We start from the raw sequence: 22,643 nt of genomic DNA on the forward strand, positions 1-22,643 counted from the left end.
TTTTATAGATCGTTTTCAGTCACGAATGCTTCGTCATTTATATTTTTTGGGCGCTTGTATTTAATAATAGTAATGAAAGTAGTTATCATTTGCATGTTATTTTGTTAGATTAAACGAAAGTATTAATTAGTCACGCAGTATTCGCCATTTTCAGAGTGAATAAGCGGACAAGACATAACAAAATAATCAGAAGATAACACTCGACATGAACAAAAAATTAACCAGTTTAGCGGTAACGGCTGTATTGGTGTCTTATGCCAATGCCCAAGACAGTGACGTTAACACTGCAAAAGCGTTGAAAAAAAGCAGCAACCAAGTTACACCTTCAGAGCAAATAGCAGTTGAAAAGATAGAGGTACTCGGCACGCGTTCCCCCTTCGGTGCTACTAAATCTAATACGCCAATCGTTGAACTTGCACGTACTATATCAATTGAAACGGCATTAGACTTAAAGCAAAAAGGCGCCTTAAATCTATCCCAATCAGCTACTTACATGGCTGGTGTTACCGGTGAATCTTATGGATACGCCACACGAGTTGATTCAATATCTTCGAGAGGACTAAGCATTCCTCGCTATCGCGACTCTATTCAAGAGTTGTTTGGCAGCTACAATTCAACGCGCGCTGAAATTTACACAATGGAACAGGTTGAGCTGCTTAAAGGTCCGGCTTCCGTGCTTTACGGACAAGGCTCACCGGGCGGCATCATGAACTATGTGTCAAAGACGCCCACGTTAGGTAAGGGAAGTGAAGTTGTATTGTCTTACGGAAGTTTCGACCGGGCGCAAATTGGCTTGGATGTAAACGGCAGCCTGTCTGAGGATGATAAGTGGGTAGGGCGCTTTGTTGGTATCTATCGCAATGCCGACTCTCAGGTGGATTATGTGAGTGATGACACGCAAGTGCTTATGCCTTCACTTTCTTTTATGCCGTCAGATGATACAACGCTAACCTTAATTGGCTTATTTCAGGATACCGATAGTGATACTGCGGCACAGTTCATTCCTGTAGAGGGCACACTATTACCTTTGGCAGATGGTAGCTATCTGCCGGATCAGGATGTTTACGCAGGCGAGCCCGAATTTAATAAATTTGATACTAAGTCAAATCAGGTTACCCTACTTGGCGAGCACGTGATTGACGATACCACGTCACTTTCATTTACTGTCCTTTGGCGAGATGGCGAGGCAGACTACCATCAGGCGTGGCCTACTTTTACAGGTGGGACGCGCTACCTAAACGCCTTTGTAGGAGCGCCTGTCGCGCCTACTGATACCTTCGTGCCAAGAACCTTTTATCAGGCTGACAATACGTTTAAGCAACACGCTTTTGATATTCGTGTAAATAAGCGCTTGGCAACCGGCTCTTTTGAGCACGAGTTGCTAGCGGGTGTGCAATACCAAGATGTTAAAACAGACGCTAATTCAGCGTATTATGCTGGTGGAGGGGTGTTACAAGGTGACTTTAGATACATTTTAGATTTAGCCAACCCTGTATATACAGGTGCGCCAGAGCAAGCGGTTTTTGATTCAATTTACAACGATGCGCCGGAACAAACTGTTACAGATACAGGGTTGTATTTATCAGACCAGGTATCTTATAAAAACTGGCGCATGACGTTGGGTTTGCGTCACGATCGCGTTGACAATGATACCGGCGTGACGGAACAAGACGATACGCAAACCTCTTACTCTGCTGGCGTGTTATACCGCTTCGATAACGGTATCTCACCCTACCTTAGCTATGCTGAGTCATTCGAAACTGTGGTGGGGTTAGATAACAACAACAATCAGCTTAAGCCCGAAGAAGGCCGGCAATACGAGGCCGGTATTAAGTATGAATTATCAGCCATTCCGGGTTTTATAACGCTGGCGTATTACGATATTGAAGTGTCTAACCTTCCTAATCCAAATGGTTTACCCGATGAAGCCGCCCAGCAGCAGGGTGTTACGTCTATCGAAGGTATAGAGCTGGAAGGGCGCTTGGACTTTGGCGAGATAACCGCGCAATTTGCTGCGTCTGTTATGGATGCAGATGACCCTAACGGTTTCTCTTTGTCAGCTCAGCCAGATAGCAATGCGTCGCTTTGGCTTAATTACTCTCCCCTTGAGCTTGAAGCGCTAACGATAGGTGCGGGTATACGCTACGTCGGCGAAACGGTCTCAGAAAATGGCGCTATTCGCTATGAAACACCTAGCTATACGTTGGGCGATTTAATGGTGTCGTACGAGCTATCGAATAATGTGAACTTGCAGCTGAATGTGAGAAATGTCACTGACAAAAAATACCTAACGTCGTGTTTGTTCAGAGGGGATTGTTTCCCAGGTGTACGTAGAACAGTAAACGCTTCGCTTACCTACTCGTTTTAAGGGATGATCATGCTTTCAGTTGCAGCAGGTGGTTTAACACTCGCAGCCTTAGTGGTTGTTTATAAAAGTTGGCGTAAGCAAGCGTCAACTTATCTTTATTTAGGTTTAGTCGTATGGCTAGCGTCAGCGGTGTGCTGGTCTATAGCACAGGGTTGGGAGTTTGGCGTGTTATATGCGTTGTGTATTCCTGCGATTCTTGTCTGGCCATTCATCGCATTTAATCAAACGTTTTTGCCACAGCCCAAAAACGTACCTCAGCCGAGAAGCTTTGACTTCGCACGAGATACTGTATTGGCAAATGCTGCAAACTATTTCGTGGTACTGGTTGTTCTTTTGGTTGTTAGCGTTCTAATAACGCTAGGTGTATGCGCGCTGCTTCCATTTTCTATAGCAGGCCAGTTAGCTTCGGGTACGGTTCTACTGCCAGTTTTGTGGGGGCTTTTCGTTTATCACTACCTTGCTACCGCTCACAAATTTAAAGTCATTGGTGCTTACGCAGCCTTGTCTGCGGTCTGTGTACCAATACTTGTCTTCTTACCCATGTAGGTGAATATCAATGGATAAAGTTACAAAACAAAATGCATTAAATGCACATACTTGGGTTGGTGTGTTTTTAAGTGTACTGCTTTTTTTAGTATGCCTATCAGGGACGGTTGCCGTATTCCACCTAGAGTTTGAGAGATGGGAACAGCCTCATATTGAAGAGATGGAGAATGTCTCTCCACAGGCGGTTGAAAAAGCTATGGATAGCTTCCTAGCTAAACATACCGAAGAGTCTCACCACCTCTTTGTTGTGTTTCCTACATCCGATATTCCAAGGTTGGTGGTTGAAAACGACCACGTAGCGTATTTTGCCGATAGCCAAGGTAATCTGCTTGAAGAAGAAAGCGTATCCTTTACGCAAATGCTTGTGGACCTGCATTTATATTTAAACCTGCCGCATAGCTGGGGAATGATTTTAGTCAGTGCCCTAGGCGCCATTATATGTACCTTAGTTATTACGGGGATCATCGCTCATAAACGAATTGGGAAAGATGCATTCAAACTGAGAAGAGGCGGTAATGGTCAACAAGCCCAAATAGACTTGCACAATCGTTTTGGTCTGTGGGCTGCGCCATTTCATCTAATCATAGGGATTACAGGTGCCTATTTCGGCATGGCGGGCATTATTTTAGTAGTCGTTGCTTCACTCAATTATGACGGCGATAGGGATGCAGTTGTTGATCAAATTTTCACACCCGACCCAGTATTAACGCCCCAAGAAGGTAAACCCGCTATTGGGAAAGCCTTTGCGCAAATGGAAACGCTTGCGCCTGAAAAGTCGCCGATATTCTTAACCGTACATGAGGTCGGTGAGCCCGAGCAGTTCATTGAGATTTATGCCAAAGCGCCGAACCGCATGATTTACGCTGAAGGATACCGCTTTGATACTGCTGGAAATTATATCGGTGATGCTGGCTACGAAGACGGAGAATGGGGCAAGCAACTTGTATGGGCCATGTATCGACTTCATTTTGGTGATTTTGCTGGCTTAACCAGCAAGTGGTTTTACTTTGTATTGGGCATCATGCTAACCATGCTATGTGTTTCTGGTATGGAAATTTGGCTGTCTAAAAAAGCCCACCCACCGTTAGCGAGCAGGCTTTGGTACGCCGTAGTTTGGGGCAGTGTCAGCGCTCTGGCCTTAACCGCAGCCGTTGATATGTTTTTTGCCGGTTCTCTTATCGCCGTATTTTGGTGCATAATGTTATTCAATACGGCTGTGACCGTGGCAGTTAAATCGCTGACAAAGCCAGTGTGGTTGATGATATCTGGGTTCAGTGTACTTGTACTTTTAGTCACTTATGCTGCCGTACACCAAGGCGCTGCGCTTTCTATTGCATCACTTCAGCTAAATATTCCAATGGCTATGTACGTGATCTGGAGCTTATACCGAGCTACTGCGCTGTTGAAACGTGCGGAGAACATTCGCGGTTATGATGTCGGCGGTGGCATTAGCGAAATAAATCGAGGCGACAGAAATCAAGACGACACAAATGAAGAAGCTCAAGGAATGAGTGTTAACGCATAAACTTTAAAACAATTATCAAGGGGCGAAAGTACAGCTATCTCGCCCTTTGAAATATTCACCTTAGTTACGCTTTTTTCTTTTCCACGTTCCGCCGTACATATAGCCATCCTTCGTTTTCGCAAGCTGTTGGCAAGCCTTACACACTATATGCCAGCCGTCTTTCTCACTTTGGCGAACGCGAAATTGCGTGTCAGCTTCCACACCGCAATTGTCACATGGCTTTGATGGTTTTAACCTGCTTTTCTTTCCCATGTTGTAGCGCTCTTTCCTATTTTTATCCGCGAATCTGTTTTTGTTGTTTTCTCATGTCATTTGCAGAGTATCAATCTAAATTAATTTGGCGACAGCGACTGCAAACGCAGACCCTTTTTCTACTGCGCGCCCCCACAACCTCATCGGTAAAGATGGTTGCCGTGTCATCATTGCTAACGCTTCGTCTCTATGGTGCTGCTCTTCTTCCTGACAGTATTTAAACTTCTCTATCACGTTTGATGGCGGGGTAGATAATGCCGACATGTTTTTACACTGCTCGTCATAATGCAAATCAACAAACTCTTCTACGCAATAAATGGTATAGAAAAACCAGTTCTGTCCAAAAAGACGCGGTAAGAAGCCGGTTATAAAGGCCGCGGCTATCCATAGTGGCAGTATGAAGCTACCTCTAAACAGCGGCATTTCACTTTCAAAAATAGCAAGGTGCGCACGCTCCGTTTCAAGGTGCTCTCTTATAAAGCGTTCTGTGCCGTCTTGACTTTTGCTAATGCGAAATAGGCTAGAGATAAATTCAGCAACCATGGCCCCACGGTATATCCAAACGGCGCCAGTTTCGCCAGCATGACTTGCACGTAGCTCTTTATCTACCAGCTTGGCATAGTTAGCATCAAGCGACTTTGCGTAAAATGGCATGGAGTACTCCAACAGCGTTTTACTAACAAAACGCGCGAAATGATTATATGGATGCCGCCTTACGTATTTGTAATGCACTCGTTAGTGCGCGAATTAAATCTAGCTTTTTAAAACGGTAAAAGCGTTGATGAATAGTGTTCTATTTAAAAATGAAAGCAGAGTAGGTCGACTTTGCTTGCTATGGTTAGCAAAAGTATAAGCTCGTTGCCAAAAGGAGTGCGTGAATGAAAGTGCTATGGGGTTCACTTATTTTAATTCTTGCCTATTTATTATTGTGGCCGGTACCCATCGAACCAGTCAGTTGGCAAGCACCGAAAAATGGCGGGTTTACGAAAGGCTTTACAGAAAATTCGCTGTTGTCAGAGCTTTCGCTTATTCATTTAAAAGGTGAAGAGGGGCCGGAGGATTTTGCGATAAATAAAGAGGGAACCATTGCCACAGCAACGCATTCTGGCACGGTATTATTAATGAAACAGGGGCAAACGTCATTTACACCATGGATTAATACCAACGGCCGCCCACTTGGTCTTGAATACGATAACGAGGGAAACCTACTAATCGCCGATGCCCATCGAGGTTTGCTAATTGTAAACGCCAAAGGCGAATTGAAAACGCTTGTTAATCAGGTAGAGAATACGCCCGTTATATACGCCGATGATGTTGATATAGCAAAAAATGGAAAGGTTTATTTTACCGACGCGACCACCAAGTTTGCCGCGAAGGATCATGGTGGAACGCTTTCGGCAAGCTTGCTAGAAATTCTAGAGCACAAAGGGAATGGCAGGTTAATTGAGTACGATCCATTAACTGCTTCGAGCAGGGTTTTGATAGATGGTTTAGTTTTCGCAAATGGCGTAACAATGAGTCATGACCAAGACTCTGTATTATTTAACGAGACAGGAAAGTACCGAGTTTTGCGCTACTGGCTAAAAGGTCCTCAACAAGGAAGGGTGGATGTGGTGATAGATAACTTACCCGGTTTCCCTGACAATATCAGCCAGGCTGCCGGTGGCGGCTATTATCTAGGCCTGGCTTCACCGCGTTCAGCACCAGTGGACGGGCTATCAGATAAACCCTTTATTCGTAAAGTAGTACAGCGTTTACCACAGTTCATACGACCTCAAGGGAAAGCGTATGGGCATCTTCTAAAAATCAGCGAAAGTGGGAAGCTGCTTCAATCTCTTCAAGACCCAAGCGGCGCTTATCCCTTTGTAACTGGCGCTATAGAAACAGAGCATGGCTTGTTTATTAGTAGTTTAAAAGCGCCTGCTGTGGGAATTCTGCCGCTTGATAAAAAACGCCCAACAAGCGACGTGACTGTAATAGATATTGATGCTCACAGAGGCAATAACTAGTGGCGATAATCCGACTGGTGCGTAGAATTGGATAAAATTCAGTTACATTTAATCAATGTTTAAACTTTTGTTACCTAGGTAATCTTACAAAGCTATACCACTATAAATTATGCTAGTGTGAGTTGTCATAATTTTATCGAGCGCATAAAGGCCGGTGAACTTTCCATTTTGGGCATCTATTTATGAAAGCGGATTTGTATACTTCAGTTGCACTTGCAATCACGATTTCACTTCTCACGGGATGTGGAGGAGGTGGCGGTTCGTCCAGTACCCCGCCTGTAGCAACGACACCTACTACACCAACAACTCCCGTTACGTCTGCACCTAAGTGGGAAGCCGGCGTCTATGAGCCTCAATCTCAATTCATCGCGAAATGTGAAACGCCAAGAACTGGCATCGACCCTTTTACAGGAAGTGCCTACCCAGATACGCAAGGCACCGCAATGGATGAAAAGCTGTGGCTGCGCTCTTGGACTAACGACACCTACCTATGGTATGACGAAGTAGACGATAACGACCCTGAAAACTTTTCAGTATTGGCATACTTTGACCAGTTAAAAACCAATGAACTAACGCCAAGTGGCACGCTCAAAGACAATTTTCATTTTTCACAAGACACTGCTGAATACAACGAACTATCTCAATCTGGCATAGAGTCGGGGTTTGGTTTTGATTGGGAATTTGGTTCAAACACAGTGCCACGAGAGCTAACGGTGCGATTCACAGAGCCTGGTTCACCTGCTGCGTCAGCAAACGTACCTAGGGGCGCAAAAGTGTTAAGTATTAACGGTGTTGATTTTGTTAATGATAATACCCAGCAAGGCGTTGCCGTTTTAAACGATGGGTTGTTTCCTGACGATGCAGGAACGACTACGAGCTTTGAGTTTGAACTGATTGACGGTACGACTATGTCTGTAGATATTACCTCTACTGATGTGAGCGTAACGCCTGTTCAAAACGTTAAGGTACTAGATACTGAAAACGGTAAAACAGGCTACTTCCAGTTCAATGCCTTTATTGTTACTGCGCAGGAAGGGCTAATTGAGGCCTTTGATACATTCGTTGAACAGAATGTTACCGAGTTAGTAATGGACCTACGTTACAACGGTGGGGGGCGTTTGGCGTTAGCCTCACAGCTTTCCTATATGGTAGCGGGCCCGAATCAAACGAACAACGCTACGTTTGAAACCTTAAGATTTAACGATAAAAACCCAACGACTAACCCCATAACTGGTGAGACAATACGTCCTACGCCTTTTTACAGCAATGTTATCGATTACAACGCCGGTCGGCTTACCGATACTTTACTGCCGAGCCTTTCGTTGACTCGTGTTTATGTAATTTCAACAGATGCAACGTGTTCAGCCAGTGAAGCGGTAATGAACGCGCTTCGCGGCATAGATGTAGAGGTGGTACAAATTGGCTCCACAACGTGCGGTAAGCCTTATGGTTTCTATCCAACAGACAACTGTGGTGAAACTTACTTCACTATTCAGTTCCAAGGGGTGAATAATAAAGGCTTTGGAGATTATGCCGATGGCTTTATGCCAACCAATACACCGAACTTCGATTTTGAACTGCCAGGATGTGAAGTTGAAGATGACTTTACTGCAAGCTTGGGTGAACCAAATGAAGGTATGTTGTCTGCAGCATTAGAATTTGCAGCTACGGGCGCATGCCCTGAAGTGGTATCGGGCAATGGCATGGCTGATGTAAATGCACTGCGCAGTAATCAAAGCGCGCTAGTAGGTGAAAAGCTTATTCCTATCGACACACCCGAAACGCGCAGAGAAAACTTTATTTTACATAACAAGATTAATCAGCCCGTTATCCAGGAACAAGACTGATGGTTCTATTCGGTAGAGGCAAAGCTAAAAGCAGCAAAGGGCTGCCAGCTGCAGCCCTTGCTATAGTGCTATCATTGGCCATTGGTTGTGCTGCAAGCAAGGAGGCTGAGTTGCATAAAGCAATCACTAACAGCACGAGTGCAAGCCAAAAGCAAACGATTGAAAATACCATCAGCAACTGGTTCGGCGGTATACCCATCACTGTTGCTGATAATGTGTTTAGCAAAGCTTCAAACATTACAATTGAACGAAAAGCGAAGGTAGATAGCAGGGGGTTACCCGTTGAAGGAAGGCATGATAACCCTGTGTACAGCTTTACGTTACTAAGTGATGGCAAACACTGCTTGCTGCGAAATGATCAAACTGGTGAGCTGGCCAAACTTGAAAATATGAATTGCTACCCAAATCACGATTGAGCGTTAGCGTATTGATTAAGTGCATATAGATTGGATACATAAATAGTTAGCTGAAATAGCGCAGTGCTATTGTTAAAAATCGCAAAAAAAGCCCGATGGTTAATAGCATCGGGCTTTTTTTATTTTTAGCGTTTTTTATCTTAACGTTTATGCATGCTTGGCTGTTTTTGAGAGCGGCCACGATTGTTGCCGCCGCCATTATTCGCCTTAGAAGCTTTACCGGAATTTCGATTGGCGGTATTACCGTTGGCTTGCTCTTTCCTGTTATCGCTACCTTGTTTATTACCGTTTGTATTACGACGGCTTTTATTTACAGCACTACCGTCTCGGCTTTTGCCTTTTCCGTTTTTACCCTGAAACGTCGGTGGTAGCCCGGTATGCTTAGTAAGCGCACGTTCACCGCGACGGCCTTTTTGTGCCTTTTGGCGTTTCTCATCTGCCGTTTCTGTTGGAACAAGGTGCTGAGGACCGCGGCCAATTAAGTCTTCGCGCCCCATACGCTTAAGCGCTTCACGAATTTGAGCGAAGTTCTTCGGGTCGTGATAACGCAGCATGGCCTTGTGTAGTCTACGGTGAATCTCGCCTTTAGCAGAAGGTACTTCTTCACTTTCTTTAGTAACTTTACGAAGCGAATTCACTTCGGTGTGGTACATGGTTGTAGCCGTTGCCATTGGCGACGGATAAAAGTTTTGTACCTGATCGAGCTTAAACTTATTTTCTTTCAGCCAAATCGCAAGGCTTAACATGTCTTCGTCGGTGGTACCCGGGTGCGATGCGATAAAGTAAGGAATAAGGTACTGCTTTTTACCCGCTTCCTGTGAGTATTTATCAAACAGTTCTTTAAAGCGGTAATAGCTTCCCATGCCCGGCTTCATCATTTTTGAAAGCGGGCCGTCTTCGGTGTGTTCTGGCGCTATCTTCAAATAGCCGCCTACGTGGTGAAGGGCAAGCTCTTTCACGTATTCTGGGTCTTCTACCGCCAAGTCATAACGCACGCCTGATGCAATCAAAATCTTTTTAATTCCAGGCAATTCGCGAGCACGGCGATATAAGTCGATGGTGGGCTTATGGTCCGTATCCATATGTGCACATATGCTTGGGTACACGCAAGAAGGGCGACGACAAGTCGCTTCTGCCTTCGGGCTCTTACAACGAAGGCGATACATGTTCGCCGTCGGACCGCCTAAGTCTGAAATTACGCCAGTAAAGCCAGGTACCGTATCGCGTATTTGTTCAATTTCACGAATAATCGAATCTTCAGAGCGACTTTGAATGATACGGCCTTCGTGTTCAGTAATAGAACAGAAGGTACAGCCGCCATAGCATCCGCGCATAATGTTAATGCTAAAGCGGATCATATCGTATGCAGGGATTTTAGCGTCGCCATACACAGGATGAGGTACACGCTGATATGGAAGATCAAACACCGCATCCATTTCTTCAGTTTCAAGAGGCATGGCCGGTGGGTTAATCCAAATGTGTCTGTCTCCATGGCGCTGCATAAGTGCACGGGCGCAACCCGGGTTAGTTTCTTGGTGCAAAATACGCGATGTATGCGCGTATAACACTTTGTTGTCTTTTACCGTTTCGTACGCTGGCAGCTTAACGTACACCTTTTCCCAAGGCTTACGCTTTTCTTTCTCTTTTTGCGCAGGCTGAATTACGATGGGCGCAGCCTCTGGTGCTTCACTGCTTTTCGTGTCTTTATCCTGCGAGTCGCACTCGGGCTCCATTTGGTAAGGGCTTGGAATGGCGTCTATCTTGCCGGGTCTATCAAGAGAGGTAGAGTCAACGCCTTGCCATTCTGGTAAAGCTTCTTTAACAATAATCGCAGTACCACGAATATCGCGTAAATCGGCAATATCTTCACCTGCCGCCAGGCGATGAGTCACTTCAACAAGCGGGCGCTCGGCGTTACCGAAAAACAGCATATCCGCTTTAGAGTCGAACAACACTGAGCGGCGTACTTTCTCGCTCCAGTAATCGTAGTGCGCAATACGACGCAAGCTGGCTTCAATACCGCCCGCAATTACAGGTACACCTTTAAAAGCTTCGCGGCAGCGCTGTGCATAGACAGTTACGGCACGGTCAGGACGCTTACCGCCTACATTACCCGGAGTATAGGCATCGTCGTGACGAAGCTTTTTGTCAGATGTATAGCGGTTGATCATGGAATCCATGTTTCCGGCTGTTACGCCAAAATACAGGTTGGGCTTACCCAACTTCATGAAGTCGTCTTTACTCTTCCAATCTGGCTGAGAAATAATGCCAACTCGAAAACCATGGGCTTCCAGTACACGACCAATAACCGCCATACCGAAACTAGGGTGATCGACATACGCATCGCCGGTTACCAAAATAACGTCACAGCTGTCCCAGCCAAGGGCATCCATTTCCTCTTTTGACATAGGAAGAAAAGGCGCAGTACCCAGGCAGTGTGGCCAATATTTAGGGTAAGAAAACAGACCGCGGTCGGCCTTAATGGTGGCTTGCATAGTAATCACATCTAGATAAATCAGGGAATTGCTGAACTTAAAATAAGGGTAAGCTCAGATTAAGTGCGCAATTATAGCAGTCTTAGCCAAGCTGCGGTATAGCACTGTCATTAAATAAAAGTGCTTTGTATACTGGTGTTTGTTAAATGGCTGAGTTATCTATGCGGCCTGGTATTAAAAGAGCGCATACAGCGTATGTTTATTTACCTACGCTTCAGTAAGTGTTCGAAGATTAAGAGAATGAATAAAAACATGGCGTATTGGCTATTTAAAACAGAACCTGATGCATTTTCTATCGATGACTTGGCAAGCCGTCCTGACCAGACTGAACCGTGGGATGGCGTAAGAAATTATCAAGCCCGTAACTTTTTACGTGATGGCGTAAAGCTAGGCGATAAAGTGTTTATTTATCACTCCAGCTGCAAACTGGTCGGTATTGCAGGCGTTGCAGAAGTGGTGAAAGACGGGTACCCAGACACCACACAGTTCAACCCTGAGTCAAAATACTACGATCCTAAATCCAGCGAAGAAAATCCTCGTTGGTATCGTGTAGATGTGAAGTTTATAGAAAAGTTTTCCAGCGTACTTCCACTTTCTGTTATTAAGAGTATGGAAGGTATTACTGAGCTACCTTTGGTTAAAAAAGGCGGAAGGTTGTCAATAATGCCGGTACAAAAGTGCGAATGGCAACAACTGTATGTGGCTGCCAGAGGTTAAAAAGCGCCGTATTGGCGCTATGAGGTGAGCCTTAGTAAGGGCAACTGGCTATCACGATTTAGTGCAGTTGCCCCAACACATGTGTACTACTTGCCAAAGGCAAATTTAGTGTCGGCATCGCGCAATAGGAATAGTGCAAAGCATGCTCCCCACATGGGCCATGCGGCAAAAAAGAGCAGGTGATTAAAGGCGTCTAGATATTGCGGGAAAGACGAAAGAGTGGAGCCACCGTGAAGGATAAAGATGAGGCCGTAGGTGTATTTTTTCACAAGGCCCGCTAAAAACGCTAACACCAATGCGAGCTGTAATGCGCCCATGATGTACACGGCCATTTCAGGTACGCCGCCTATGCCGTAGAATTTTTCAAAAATTGCCATGCCGTGGGCAGGGTTGACAAACTTATCTAGGGTCCAAACAAACATAACAATAAAAATAGTTACGCGAAGCGAAAGTAACGACCACTCCAGTCGGTTTTGAATATCAGTGTTGTTTTGCATACATGCTCCAAAAGTATAATAGTGCAAGCATACAAGAACGACCGTTCAAAATAAAAATTTCAATTAATTTTGTGTTTTATAATGTTTTTTCGAAAATTAAATGTACTGAAATTTTTTGTGACACGTATCGGTCTAGTCGAATAATAAATAAAAATACGGAATCGTTAATGAAAAAAGTAATCGGCCTTGCCGTTAGCACACTCGCACTTGCCATCAGTCATTCTCTAGCTGCCCAACAAGTGGCAGATATAGAAGTAGTAGAAGTAACAGGCAATCAAGAAAACTTAAACACACTAAACCCCGGCGACAATACGCTAAAAGGTATATTTGGTAGTGGTTTAAGCGCAGCAGAAACCCCTCGTGCGGTAACGTCATTGTCGGCAGAAGCGATTGAAGCGCTTAACATTAATGATCTTCACGACATTGTAAAAGCAGCTCCAAATGCCTACGCTTCAAGCGGTTTCGGTACACCTAGTTTGCCAAGTATTCGCGGTCAGTTAGGCGAGCTTTTTCAAGACGGCGTGCGACGCCAGGCTGGCAATAATGGTTTTGGGTTGCCATTGTCTTTTAATAGCGTTGAGCAAATTGACGTAGTGAAAGGGCCGTCGCCAGTTTTGTTTGGAAGTACGCAGCGTAATGGTGGCTTCGTAAACCTTCAAACTAAGGTTGCGCCTACTAGCGACAGTAGCGGTAAGGTTACCCTTCGCGCCGGGCGCTGGGATCAGTATTCAGCCCAAGTGGACTACGGCACAGTGATAGAAGAAGGGAAAAGCGGCATTCGCTTTAGTGCTGAATACCTAGATCACGGCAGCTTCTACGACTTCGCTGAGCGCGATACTACAAACCTATTTGTTGCTTATCGCTACACACCGAGCGACGCACTCACTTGGGATATTAGCGCTGAATATTATGACACAGACTATCCAGACAATGCGGGTATAAACCGCCCAACCCAAGACCTTATCGACAATGGTGTTTATATTACTGGGCAAGGCACTCAGCCTAATGGCAGTTCAGTTCCGGGGGCCGGAGCCATTATTTCACCTACCGGTGAAGTGGTTATTCCCCGCAATCGCGTATTTACTAATCCTGATGACATCAATGGTGCTGAAACCACCGTTATTCGCAGCAATGTAGAATACAAAATGGCTGATAACGTGGCGCTTCGCAATATTACGTATTACCAATATCTTGAACGGGAAGAAATTGCGCAAAATAGCTTTGTAGAGATTATTGACGGCGCTGACACGTTTGAAAACCGCACTGAAGTGGATTATCAGTGGAACGATAGCCAACTTACTACTGTAGGCTTGGCGATTCGCTATAACGACGTGCTGGGCTATAGCCAGTTTACTACTGAAGCCGACAATCCGATTGATTTAACCGGGCCTATCTCTAACCGCGTGATCCCGCTTACCGACGCGCAAAAAGCACGTTTAGTCGAGTTACGTCCAGGTGTATTCGTGTCTCCGGGGGCTCAGTATGATTTAGACGGCGATGGCAACGGCGATTTTAACTTGTCAGACACCACTGATTCCACGTCGTGGCAAACTGGGTTGGCGCTCCAGCAACGCTCTAGTTGGACAGACACGTTCTCAACCATTGCTGGCGTTCGAGTTGATTATTACGATGTTGATGCCCGAGACCCTCTAGCGCCTAATGGTGTTGAAGCAGCCTCAGATTCGTACAGCGATACGTTAACTAGCTATCAGTTAAGCGCGGTTTATAAACTCACCGGTGACATCAACGTATACGCGGCGTTTTCAGAAAACGATGCTACATCAAACAGTATGGCGGGTGGCACAGTATTGGGCGGTAATAATGAAATTAACCCGCTTAATTTTGCTACCGAAAATACTCTGTATGAAGCAGGGGTAAAATACGCGCCAAACAGCAAATGGTATGCTGAAGCTGCAGTGTTTGAGCAAACCCGTAGCTTACGCAATCGCGATGGCAGCAACAGCGGCGTGAAAACCAAAGGGGTTGAGTTGCAAATGTTTTACCAAGGCGACGATGTATGGGTCAATGCTGCCTACAGTTATTTAGACGCTCGCTTCGATGACTCTGCAGCGTTTCAAGGCACGGCTCAGGTGATAGATGCGTTTGATAATAGTCGCCCTGATATTATTGAAGGTACAGGAGTAGGATCACCCTCTTTTGCCGCGTTCCCTGCATCAGACAGTCGTGTTCAGGGGATCCCGCCGCAAATTGCTTCTATTAACGCTGGCTGGCAAGTTACCGACGACTTGCAAGTGGGAGCAAGTGCCCTATATACCAAGTCATTCCCACTAGACTTCCTGCAAACCGTGCATATTCGTGACCAATATACGGTTGACGTAAATGCAGACTATCAAGTGACAGATGACCTTCGATTGCGTTTAGATATCATTAATGTGACCGATGAGAAAAATTGGCAGCCGCTGTTTGAAGGTGGATATTTCGGCGCGACTCTTGTCATGCCAAACGTACCTCGTCACGCTCAAGTTACCATGCAATACGCGTTTTAAGCGCTAAGGATTTTTATGTTTAAGAAAATAGCGCTTTTAGGGGTTATTGCCGCCGCTATATTTAGCTTTTTCTATTTTGATTTGAATAGCTATCTAACCCTTCAGGGCATGAAGGACTCACTCGATACCTTTCAAGCGCAAATAGAAGAAAACCCTGTATTAAGCATAGGGGTGTTCTTTGCTATCTATGTGGCGGTTACCGCACTATCGCTACCAGGTGCAGCAATTTTGACCCTGGCAGCAGGCGCATTGTTTGGGCTGGCTCAGGGCTTAATTATTGTGTCGTTCGCATCAAGTGTGGGCGCTACGTTAGCTTTTTTAGTCGCGCGCTTCATCCTGCGTGATACCGTACGAAACAAGTTTAAAGAAAAGCTTAAGAAAATTGATGAAGGCATTGAAAAACAAGGTGCGTTCTACTTATTTACTTTGCGCTTAGTACCAGTATTTCCGTTTTTCTTAATAAATCTGTTAATGGGGCTGACGTCACTTAAAACCTGGACGTTTTACTGGGTAAGCCAAATAGGCATGCTTGCTGGCACCGCTGTTTATGTAAATGCTGGTACGCAACTGGCGCAAATTGACAGTCTGTCAGGCATAGTATCGCCAGGGCTTATCTTCTCATTTGTATTGCTAGGTATATTCCCGTGGATTGCTAAAGGCATTGTGGCAATAGTAAATCGCCGCCGCGTCTACAAAGGCTACAACAAACCAAAGAAATTTGACCGTAACCTAGTAGTGATCGGCGCCGGTGCTGGCGGATTAGTCACCAGCTATATTGCGGCAGCAGTGAAAGCAAAAGTGACGCTGGTAGAAGCAGGGGAAATGGGGGGCGACTGCCTTAACTACGGCTGCGTACCCAGTAAAGCCATCATTAAAACGGCGAAAGTAGCTAACCAAATGCGTCATGCTGACAACTATGGTTTGGAGCCAGTATCACCTGCCATGTCGTTTAAAAAAGTGATGGCCCGTGTGCATGAAGTCATTGCGGCAATCGCGCCCAACGACAGCGTAGAGCGTTACACCAGTTTGGGTGTTGACGTTGTAAAAGGCTATGCAAAGATCATCGACCCCTGGACAGTAGAAATCAAAAAGAATGATGGCGGCACCCAAACGCTAACAACAAAGAACATTGTTGTTGCCACGGGGGCAGCGCCTTTTGTTCCTGACCTGCCCGGTATCGAACAAAGCGGTTATGTCACTTCTGATACCTTATGGTCTAAATTTGCTGACCTTGAAGAAGCGCCAAAGCGCTTGATCGTATTGGGTGGTGGGCCTATTGGCTGTGAGCTAGCACAGGCATTTTCTCGCCTTGGTAGCGAGGTTACGCAAGTTGAACGTGCGCCACGTTTAATGGGTAAGGAAGATGCTGACGTAGCTGAATATTCTGAATCTGTACTTCGAGAAAGCGGAGTGAATGTTTTGACATCTCATGATGCATTGCGCTTTGAGACGAAAGACGGTGAAAAAGTATTAGTGGTTGCTAAAGAAGGTGTTGAGTCTACTATAGCCTATGACGAAGTGATTGTGGCAGTTGGTCGAAAAGCGCGCCTTAGTGGGTTTGGTCTTGAAGATTTGGGAATTCAGTTTGATAGAACTATTGAGACCGATGAATACTTGCAAACCCTGATGCCAAACATCTTTGCTGCTGGTGATGTGGTAGGCCCTTATCAGTTTACCCACGTAGCTGCCCATCAGGCGTGGTATGCGGCGGTTAACGCACTTTTCGGCACATTTAAGAAGTTTAAGGTGGATTATAGCGTTATCCCTTGGACTACCTTTATCGACCCTGAGGTGGCGAGGGTAGGTCTTAGTGAGCGAGATGCTGCAGAACAAGACATTGATGTGGAAGTAACTCGGTACGAATTCGCCGAACTCGATCGTGCCGTGGCCGAGAGTGCGCGTAAGGGGTTCATAAAGGTGCTTACGCCGCCGGGGAAAGACAAAATATTAGGTGTAACCATTGTCTCTGAGCACGCAGGTGATTTGCTGTCTGAATTTGTTATTGCCATGAAACACGATTTAGGTCTTAACAAAATTCTTGGCACTATCCACGCTTACCCTACGTGGGCAGAAGGAGCGAAATACGCAGCGGGAAATTGGAAGCGCGCTAACGCTCCTGAAAAACTTTTAAGTTACGTTGAGAAATTTCACACATGGCGGAGAGGGTAATAGAAGTGAAAACTACTCAATCGTCTTTTATGCGCAAAATCGCCCTATCGTCGCGTTTAAGTGCAGTATCACGTAGTGTGGCAGTAGGCAGCTTAGTGCTGTTTGCTGCAAGCGTAAGTTTCTATGCTAGTGCTGAAGCGGGCCTACATAGCACGTTTGATAAATTGTTAGGTAAATACGTCACGCCGATTTCCAACGGCGCAAGCACGCAGGTAAATTACGATGGCTTTAAAAAAGAGCGAAATACGCTTAATGAGTATTTAGCGCGCTTATCAAAGGTTGAGCAAAGTACATTCGACTCATGGGATAAAGATAAACAGCTCGCTTTTCTTATTAATGCTTACAACGCCTATACCATTGAGCTTATCTTAACTGAGTACCCAGATATCGACTCCATTCGTGATTTAGGAAGTTTCTTTTCTTCGCCTTGGAAAAAGGAGATAGCACCGCTGCTTGGTGAAACTCGCACATTAGATGAAATTGAACACGAACTTATTCGCGGTACAAACCAAGCCACAAAAACCTATAACGAGCCTCGCATTCATTTTGCGGTGAATTGCGCCAGCATAGGTTGCCCTGCGCTTCGTGAAGAAGCCTACACGGGAGACAAACTAGACTCGCAGTTAGAGGCACAAACTAAGCGATTTTTGGCTGACACCTCTCGCAACAAAATGAGCGATAACACACTCTATCTATCAAAAATATTTGATTGGTACAGTGAGGATTTTGAAGGTAAAAACGGCGAGTGGCGCGATACGTCGACGCTAAATGAGTTTATCTTGCTGTATGAAGACGCAATGCAATTAACTGAAACACAAGTTTCTGCGTTAAAAAATGACACTGCGGATATTGAATACCTAAACTATGACTGGGCGCTTAATGCGGCACAGTAGCGCTAACGCTAACATTAACGCTAACGCTAGTACTCTGAATGCTTCCCAAATGCATTCAGAGTGGCAAGCTGCGGGACAGTTAAGTACAAATAGCCCGTTGTTTACCCCCATGCAGGTAATCTTTTTTACCTGTATGGTCATTTTTTCGGTATTTGTTTTAGCCCAGCCTGCGTTGGGCCAAACCAGCGATGAAGCATCCAGCGAAAAACCGCCTCTTGTTCGATTTCATGCTTGGGGTGGTAGTGCCCAAGTCAATGGTTACCTTCAGTGGGTAGCCGAGCAAGTTAAAACACGTTTTAACATAGAACTTCAACATGTGAAGCTGGCCGACACTAGTGATGCGGTTTCTCGGGTACTTGCTGAAAAGGCGGCAGGAAACCACAAAAACGGGAGTGTTGACCTTATATGGATAAACGGCGAAAACTTCGCTGCGATGAAAAAGCACGACCTGCTAAGTGCTTCGTGGGTAGGAGAACTTGACAACTTTAGCCTAACTAATCCGGGTCAAAACCCCGCTGTAACAACAGACTTCGGTGAGCCTACTTTAGGAATGGAGGCGCCTTGGGGCAAAGCGTCTATGGTTTTTTATTACCGTAGCGCACACTTAAATACGCTAGGGCTTATGGCCCCGAAAACCATTGAAGAGCTTCTACGATTTAGCCAAAAATCACCAGGTAGATTTACCTACCCAGTACCTAGCGATTATTTAGGTATTAGTTTTATCAAGTATGCAGCGCTTGCACTTAACAAAGATAAGCGAAGCCTTTTTTATCAGCCAGTGACTGATAAATCGCTTGATGCGGTTTTACCGAGTTTGTGGGCGTATCTTGACGCGCTGCATCCTACTATGTGGCAGCAGGGTAAACACATGTTGCGCCAAGCTTCCCAATTACAACGCTTGGTGGGAACCGGAGAGCTTTCAATGGCTTTCTCTTTCACCGCTTCAGAAATTCCGTCGGCGGTCACTCGTTTTGATTTACCTGACGATGTTCGCACCTATGTTATGCAAGACGGTAGCCTAGCAAATGTCCATTTTGTAGGTCTTACTTACAACTCAAAAAACAAAGCGGCAGCCAAAACGGTGGTTAACTTCCTGCTTTCTCCACAGGCACAAGCTAAAAAACAGGCGGTAGAGGTGTGGGGCGACGACACAGTGCTTGATATTGAAAGCCTTTCAGCGTCAGACCAAGCGCTGTTTGTTGAAGATAATAGTCACCCATCGGCGTTAGATAAATCGCGAGCGACGATGCTGCTCGCTGAGCCGCATTCAAGCTGGACCGATGTGTTGCGAGAGGCATGGTACCAACGCTATGGAGCACGCTATTGATGTTCGCTCAATTTACACGTGTTGCACGCTGGTGCTTATTACTTTTGCTGTGCATCCCTGTTTTGGCAGGGTTGGTTGGCGTAGCGTTTCCGGCGTTAGGCTATTTTCCTGCAATAGGCGCAAACAGCTTTTCTCTAAACGTTTTTAAAACGCTATTTGCTATTGATGATATTTGGCAGATGGTGTGGCTGTCACTTTTTACTGGGTTGGGGTCTACATTGCTGGCGATTGGTGGCGCGTTTTTATTACTAGCGTCATTTTATCAATCGACTTGGCTAAACAAAATTCAAGGCTTATTAAGCCCGTTTCTTGTTTTTCCACACGCGGCTGCAGCCATTGCCTTACTATTTGTATTCAGCCCGTCAGGCATATTTGTTCGAATAACCGCGGTAGGAACGGGTACGGTTATTCCTGGTAGTGGCGAGGCGCTTTTCCCATATGACTCTTTTTTTCCCTATGATCCTGGGGGGCTAAGCGTACTACTGGCGTTAAGTTTAAAAGAACTGCCGTTCATTCTTTTGATGGCGTTAAGCGTAATGTCCCAGCCATTGGTGAAAAGTAAACTTTCTGGCTATATCAAGGTGGGGACAGCGCTTGGCTATTCGCCCGTGGCAACCTTTTTTAAGCTGGTAATGCCCACTGTGTTCGCACAAATCAAGTTACCAATATTAGCAGTGTTGGTCTTCGCCACCTCTAACGTGGAAATTCCGCTCATATTAGGGGGCAACAACCCCAGCACTTTGGCCGTGGCCATTATGCATTGGTTTAATCATATCGATTTATCTATGCGCCTATTGGCAAGCAGTGCGGCGGTGCTTCAGGTTGCCGTTAGCGGTTTGGCGTTAGTTCTGTTGTTATGTGTCGAGCGTATAGTGATATATGCGGGAAGGAAAAGGCTTGCGAAAGGGAATAGGCGCTTTTTTGATAGCTTTGTGCAAGGCGCCGCTTATAGTACTGTAGCGCTCTACATTGCTTTGATTGGCGCAGTGGTTTATTCGGTACTTATGTACTCAATCGCTAAGCAGTGGTACTACCCTGATTTATTTCCAGAAGGTGCCACTCTATTGCATTGGCGAACTGCTTTTGAAACTCTTGCTCAGCCATTTTCTAACAGTTTATTGCTAGGAATTTTGGTAAGTACCTCAGCATTGGGGTTAGTTCTATTTACACTTGAAAGTGAGCTGCTTAAACCCGCAGGTACAAATGCCAAAAGGGCGTTTTCAATTTCGTTGTTTTTGCCGTTATTGGTGCCTGGTGTGGCTTTTTTATATGGCCTAGTTTGGTTCCAGCAACTCGTGCTGCAAGACGCTGTTTGGTTTCATACCTACATTGCTCATATGGTTTACGTCGTGCCCTATGTATTTTTGTCCATGGCGGTAGCCTATCGGAAATTCGACATACGATACGCAATGGTTGCGCAAAGCTTAGGTAAAACGCCCTGGCAAGTGTTCTATTATATTAAATTGCCATCCCTGGTTTCAGCTATCATGGTGGCGTGGGCGCTGGGGCTTGCTATAAGCTTCAGCCAGTACTTGCCTACGCTATTGGCCTCGGGGGGCACTATTGCCACCATAACAACAGAAGCTGTGGCTTCAGTGTCGGGAAGCAGTACGCGCTTAACGGCTGTATTCGTTATTATCCAAGCAATTATGCCTTTAGTTGGCTTTGCAATAGCGTGGTATTTACCCGCCGCATTAGTAAAAACCGGTAGCAAGATTCGTACTTTAGATAAAAAGAATAGAGCAGTATTACATGGCGCTTAGTTTAGAAAACCTAGTGGTTTCTCATGCACAAAACACATTATTAAAAGTGAATATATGTGTGAAAGACGGAGAAATTTTAACGGTAATGGGGCCAAGTGGGTCTGGAAAGTCTACTTTGCTGCAGGCAATTACCGGCCAACTTTATGGGCCGTTTAGCTTTAGCGGTATCATTAAAATTAACGGTGTTGTAGTAAACGATATAGCAGCTCATTTGCGTAAAGTAGGCATTATGTTTCAAGACGCCTTGCTCTTTGAGCACATGACGGTTGCAGAAAATATTGCCTTCGCCATGCCTAAAAACAGCCATTCAAATCGAAAAGCTAAAATGGAAGCTATCGAAGAAATGCTTAGCGCTGTCGACCTAGCAGGCATAGGGGAGCGCGCAGTCACTTCATTATCAGGCGGGCAACAATCCCGTGTTTCTCTACTAAGAACGCTAGCTTCGCAACCTGACGTCGTATTGTTAGACGAGCCATTTAGTAAGCTAGATCTTGTCCTTCGTGAGCAAATTCGAAGCTGGACATTTAAGCAGCTTAAAACGAGAAACATTCCCGCAGTACTTGTAACACACGATAAAGAGGACGCCCTCGCTGCTGGCGGTCAAATAATAGAGTTATCATCATGCTAGACGCGAAAATCACCCCTTTTATTAAACCGCTATTGAAGCCTTTGATCACAGCACTGAATGCAAAAGGCATCAGCCCGAATCAAGTTACCGTGGCAGGCTTTGTTTTAGGTATTCTTGCCGTCCCCTTTATTATTCTTAACTGGTGGGGAATGGCACTTAGCTGCATTATACTCAATAGAGTGTTTGATGGTATTGACGGTGAGTTAGCACGCTACCAACAAAGTAGCAGCAGTGCAGGTGGGTTTCTTGATATATGCCTAGACTTTTTGTTTTATGCATCTATTCCGTTAGCATTTGGCATCGCTGACCCTATTAACTGGGGCGTACCAGCAATGGTGCTACTTGCCACATTTATCGGCACGGGCAGTAGCTTTTTGGCTTTTGCCATTGCAGCTGAAAAATTTCATATCGACAGACCACAGTTCGCTAACAAGAGCTTTTACTATATGCAAGGGCTAACCGAGGGTACAGAAACCATCGTTGTGTTTCTTGCTTTTTGCATCTGGCCCCAACATTTCGCGGCACTTGCTTATATTTTTGCCGCTGCTTGTGCAGTAACTGTCGTCACTCGAATCGCAGGTGGGTTTAGTACCTTGAATAAAGTAGAAAAACAAAGTCAGTGTTTGACGACTGATAAGGTTCAAGGCGGCAAAACTGATTAGGCATAGGCATCACAGCTGCGCC

At 45.5% G+C, this 22,643-nt stretch carries 18 protein-coding genes; 14 read left to right on the top strand and 4 right to left on the bottom strand.

What is annotated here, in order from left to right:
* Window positions 1–205: 205 nt before the first annotated feature.
* The 3 genes from V7R55_RS06115 to V7R55_RS06125 are packed head-to-tail and all read left to right on the top strand — an operon-like array spanning window position 206 to window position 4,439.
* Window positions 206–2,368 (top strand): TonB-dependent siderophore receptor, encoded by a 2,163-nt coding sequence (locus V7R55_RS06115; protein ID WP_334058259.1) that lies wholly within the window; start codon window positions 206–208, stop codon window positions 2,366–2,368.
* A gap of 9 nt (window positions 2,369–2,377) precedes the next feature.
* Window positions 2,378–2,914: a hypothetical protein gene (locus V7R55_RS06120; protein WP_334058261.1), complete on the top strand. Its 537-nt coding sequence runs from the start codon at window positions 2,378–2,380 to the stop codon at window positions 2,912–2,914.
* Between the two features lie 10 nt (window positions 2,915–2,924).
* Window positions 2,925–4,439: a PepSY-associated TM helix domain-containing protein gene (locus V7R55_RS06125; protein WP_334058263.1), complete on the top strand. Its 1,515-nt coding sequence runs from the start codon at window positions 2,925–2,927 to the stop codon at window positions 4,437–4,439.
* 60 nt (window positions 4,440–4,499) lie between these two features.
* On the opposite strand, the gene V7R55_RS06130 is transcribed toward V7R55_RS06125, so the two are convergent.
* Together V7R55_RS06130 and V7R55_RS06135 are read right to left on the bottom strand one after the other, a co-directional pair.
* Window positions 4,500–4,691 (bottom strand): hypothetical protein, encoded by a 192-nt coding sequence (locus V7R55_RS06130; RefSeq protein ID WP_334058265.1) that lies wholly within the window; start codon window positions 4,689–4,691, stop codon window positions 4,500–4,502.
* Between the two features lie 75 nt (window positions 4,692–4,766).
* Window positions 4,767–5,345 carry a demethoxyubiquinone hydroxylase family protein gene (locus V7R55_RS06135; RefSeq protein ID WP_334058267.1) on the bottom strand — a complete coding sequence of 193 codons (579 nt, stop codon included), beginning with the start codon at window positions 5,343–5,345 and terminating at the stop codon, window positions 4,767–4,769.
* Between the two features lie 224 nt (window positions 5,346–5,569).
* Between V7R55_RS06135 and V7R55_RS06140 the strand changes: the two genes are divergently transcribed.
* From V7R55_RS06140 to V7R55_RS06150, 3 genes are all read left to right on the top strand, one after another.
* On the top strand, window positions 5,570–6,700 hold the full coding sequence (locus V7R55_RS06140; RefSeq protein WP_334058269.1) for a strictosidine synthase family protein: 1,131 nt from the start codon (window positions 5,570–5,572) through the stop codon (window positions 6,698–6,700).
* 182 nt (window positions 6,701–6,882) lie between these two features.
* Window positions 6,883–8,547, top strand: coding sequence for a S41 family peptidase (locus V7R55_RS06145; protein WP_334058271.1), 1,665 nt, complete (start codon window positions 6,883–6,885; stop codon window positions 8,545–8,547).
* Complete coding sequence (locus V7R55_RS06150; protein WP_334058272.1) at window positions 8,547–8,963, top strand: hypothetical protein; 417 nt, start codon at window positions 8,547–8,549, stop codon at window positions 8,961–8,963. The genes V7R55_RS06145 and V7R55_RS06150 overlap by 1 nt, the downstream gene beginning before the upstream one ends.
* Window positions 8,964–9,103: 140 nt before the next feature.
* Here V7R55_RS06150 and V7R55_RS06155 read toward each other — a convergent pair whose 3' ends face one another.
* Window positions 9,104–11,458 (bottom strand): YgiQ family radical SAM protein, encoded by a 2,355-nt coding sequence (locus V7R55_RS06155; RefSeq protein WP_334058274.1) that lies wholly within the window; start codon window positions 11,456–11,458, stop codon window positions 9,104–9,106.
* Between the two features lie 252 nt (window positions 11,459–11,710).
* Between V7R55_RS06155 and V7R55_RS06160 the strand changes: the two genes are divergently transcribed.
* On the top strand, window positions 11,711–12,175 hold the full coding sequence (locus tag V7R55_RS06160) for an EVE domain-containing protein (RefSeq protein ID WP_334058456.1): 465 nt from the start codon (window positions 11,711–11,713) through the stop codon (window positions 12,173–12,175).
* 86 nt (window positions 12,176–12,261) lie between these two features.
* Here V7R55_RS06160 and V7R55_RS06165 read toward each other — a convergent pair whose 3' ends face one another.
* The gene (locus V7R55_RS06165) at window positions 12,262–12,672 is read right to left on the bottom strand and encodes a hypothetical protein (protein WP_334058276.1); all 411 of its coding nucleotides are present in this window, start codon (window positions 12,670–12,672) and stop codon (window positions 12,262–12,264) included.
* 167 nt (window positions 12,673–12,839) lie between these two features.
* On the opposite strand from V7R55_RS06165, the gene V7R55_RS06170 reads away from it, so the two are divergent.
* Genes V7R55_RS06170 through V7R55_RS06200 form a run of 7 tightly spaced genes read left to right on the top strand, consistent with a single transcriptional unit; the run spans window position 12,840 to window position 22,621 of the window.
* Window positions 12,840–15,179: a TonB-dependent receptor gene (locus tag V7R55_RS06170; RefSeq protein ID WP_334058278.1), complete on the top strand. Its 2,340-nt coding sequence runs from the start codon at window positions 12,840–12,842 to the stop codon at window positions 15,177–15,179.
* A gap of 15 nt (window positions 15,180–15,194) precedes the next feature.
* Complete coding sequence (locus tag V7R55_RS06175; RefSeq protein WP_334058279.1) at window positions 15,195–17,348, top strand: FAD-dependent oxidoreductase; 2,154 nt, start codon at window positions 15,195–15,197, stop codon at window positions 17,346–17,348.
* 29 nt (window positions 17,349–17,377) lie between these two features.
* Window positions 17,378–18,241, top strand: a complete 864-nt coding sequence (locus V7R55_RS06180) for a DUF547 domain-containing protein (protein WP_334058458.1) — start codon at window positions 17,378–17,380, stop codon at window positions 18,239–18,241.
* A complete protein-coding gene (locus V7R55_RS06185; RefSeq protein ID WP_438823578.1) occupies window positions 18,228–19,568 on the top strand; it encodes an ABC transporter substrate-binding protein in 1,341 nt (446 codons plus the stop codon). The genes V7R55_RS06180 and V7R55_RS06185 overlap by 14 nt, the downstream gene beginning before the upstream one ends.
* Window positions 19,568–21,331 carry an ABC transporter permease gene (locus tag V7R55_RS06190; RefSeq protein ID WP_230237751.1) on the top strand — a complete coding sequence of 588 codons (1,764 nt, stop codon included), beginning with the start codon at window positions 19,568–19,570 and terminating at the stop codon, window positions 21,329–21,331. Before V7R55_RS06185 ends, V7R55_RS06190 begins: the two co-directional genes overlap by 1 nt.
* Window positions 21,321–21,959: an ATP-binding cassette domain-containing protein gene (locus V7R55_RS06195; RefSeq protein ID WP_230237744.1), complete on the top strand. Its 639-nt coding sequence runs from the start codon at window positions 21,321–21,323 to the stop codon at window positions 21,957–21,959. The genes V7R55_RS06190 and V7R55_RS06195 overlap by 11 nt, the downstream gene beginning before the upstream one ends.
* The gene (locus V7R55_RS06200) at window positions 21,953–22,621 is read left to right on the top strand and encodes a CDP-alcohol phosphatidyltransferase family protein (RefSeq protein ID WP_230237745.1); all 669 of its coding nucleotides are present in this window, start codon (window positions 21,953–21,955) and stop codon (window positions 22,619–22,621) included. The genes V7R55_RS06195 and V7R55_RS06200 overlap by 7 nt, the downstream gene beginning before the upstream one ends.
* The last annotated feature ends 22 nt before the right edge of the window (window positions 22,622–22,643 follow it).

Source organism: Alteromonas sp. S005, assembly GCF_036864475.1.
GTDB lineage: Bacteria > Pseudomonadota > Gammaproteobacteria > Enterobacterales > Alteromonadaceae > Alteromonas.

What these genes read in the sequence shown, in the direction of transcription:
- V7R55_RS06115 (WP_334058259.1), top strand. Translation starts at nt 206, where the DNA reads ATGAACAAAAAATTAACCAGTTTAGCGGTAACGGCTGTATTGGTGTCT.
- V7R55_RS06120 (WP_334058261.1), top strand. Translation starts at nt 2,378, where the DNA reads ATGCTTTCAGTTGCAGCAGGTGGTTTAACACTCGCAGCCTTAGTGGTT.
- V7R55_RS06125 (WP_334058263.1), top strand. Translation starts at nt 2,925, where the DNA reads ATGGATAAAGTTACAAAACAAAATGCATTAAATGCACATACTTGGGTT.
- V7R55_RS06130 (WP_334058265.1), bottom strand. Translation starts at nt 4,691, where the DNA reads ATGGGAAAGAAAAGCAGGTTAAAACCATCAAAGCCATGTGACAATTGC.
- V7R55_RS06135 (WP_334058267.1), bottom strand. Translation starts at nt 5,345, where the DNA reads ATGCCATTTTACGCAAAGTCGCTTGATGCTAACTATGCCAAGCTGGTA.
- V7R55_RS06140 (WP_334058269.1), top strand. Translation starts at nt 5,570, where the DNA reads ATGAAAGTGCTATGGGGTTCACTTATTTTAATTCTTGCCTATTTATTA.
- V7R55_RS06145 (WP_334058271.1), top strand. Translation starts at nt 6,883, where the DNA reads ATGAAAGCGGATTTGTATACTTCAGTTGCACTTGCAATCACGATTTCA.
- V7R55_RS06150 (WP_334058272.1), top strand. Translation starts at nt 8,547, where the DNA reads ATGGTTCTATTCGGTAGAGGCAAAGCTAAAAGCAGCAAAGGGCTGCCA.
- V7R55_RS06155 (WP_334058274.1), bottom strand. Translation starts at nt 11,458, where the DNA reads ATGCAAGCCACCATTAAGGCCGACCGCGGTCTGTTTTCTTACCCTAAA.
- V7R55_RS06160 (WP_334058456.1), top strand. Translation starts at nt 11,711, where the DNA reads ATGGCGTATTGGCTATTTAAAACAGAACCTGATGCATTTTCTATCGAT.
- V7R55_RS06165 (WP_334058276.1), bottom strand. Translation starts at nt 12,672, where the DNA reads ATGCAAAACAACACTGATATTCAAAACCGACTGGAGTGGTCGTTACTT.
- V7R55_RS06170 (WP_334058278.1), top strand. Translation starts at nt 12,840, where the DNA reads ATGAAAAAAGTAATCGGCCTTGCCGTTAGCACACTCGCACTTGCCATC.
- V7R55_RS06175 (WP_334058279.1), top strand. Translation starts at nt 15,195, where the DNA reads ATGTTTAAGAAAATAGCGCTTTTAGGGGTTATTGCCGCCGCTATATTT.
- V7R55_RS06180 (WP_334058458.1), top strand. Translation starts at nt 17,378, where the DNA reads ATGCGCAAAATCGCCCTATCGTCGCGTTTAAGTGCAGTATCACGTAGT.
- V7R55_RS06185 (WP_438823578.1), top strand. Translation starts at nt 18,228, where the DNA reads ATGCGGCACAGTAGCGCTAACGCTAACATTAACGCTAACGCTAGTACT.
- V7R55_RS06190 (WP_230237751.1), top strand. Translation starts at nt 19,568, where the DNA reads ATGTTCGCTCAATTTACACGTGTTGCACGCTGGTGCTTATTACTTTTG.
- V7R55_RS06195 (WP_230237744.1), top strand. Translation starts at nt 21,321, where the DNA reads ATGGCGCTTAGTTTAGAAAACCTAGTGGTTTCTCATGCACAAAACACA.
- V7R55_RS06200 (WP_230237745.1), top strand. Translation starts at nt 21,953, where the DNA reads ATGCTAGACGCGAAAATCACCCCTTTTATTAAACCGCTATTGAAGCCT.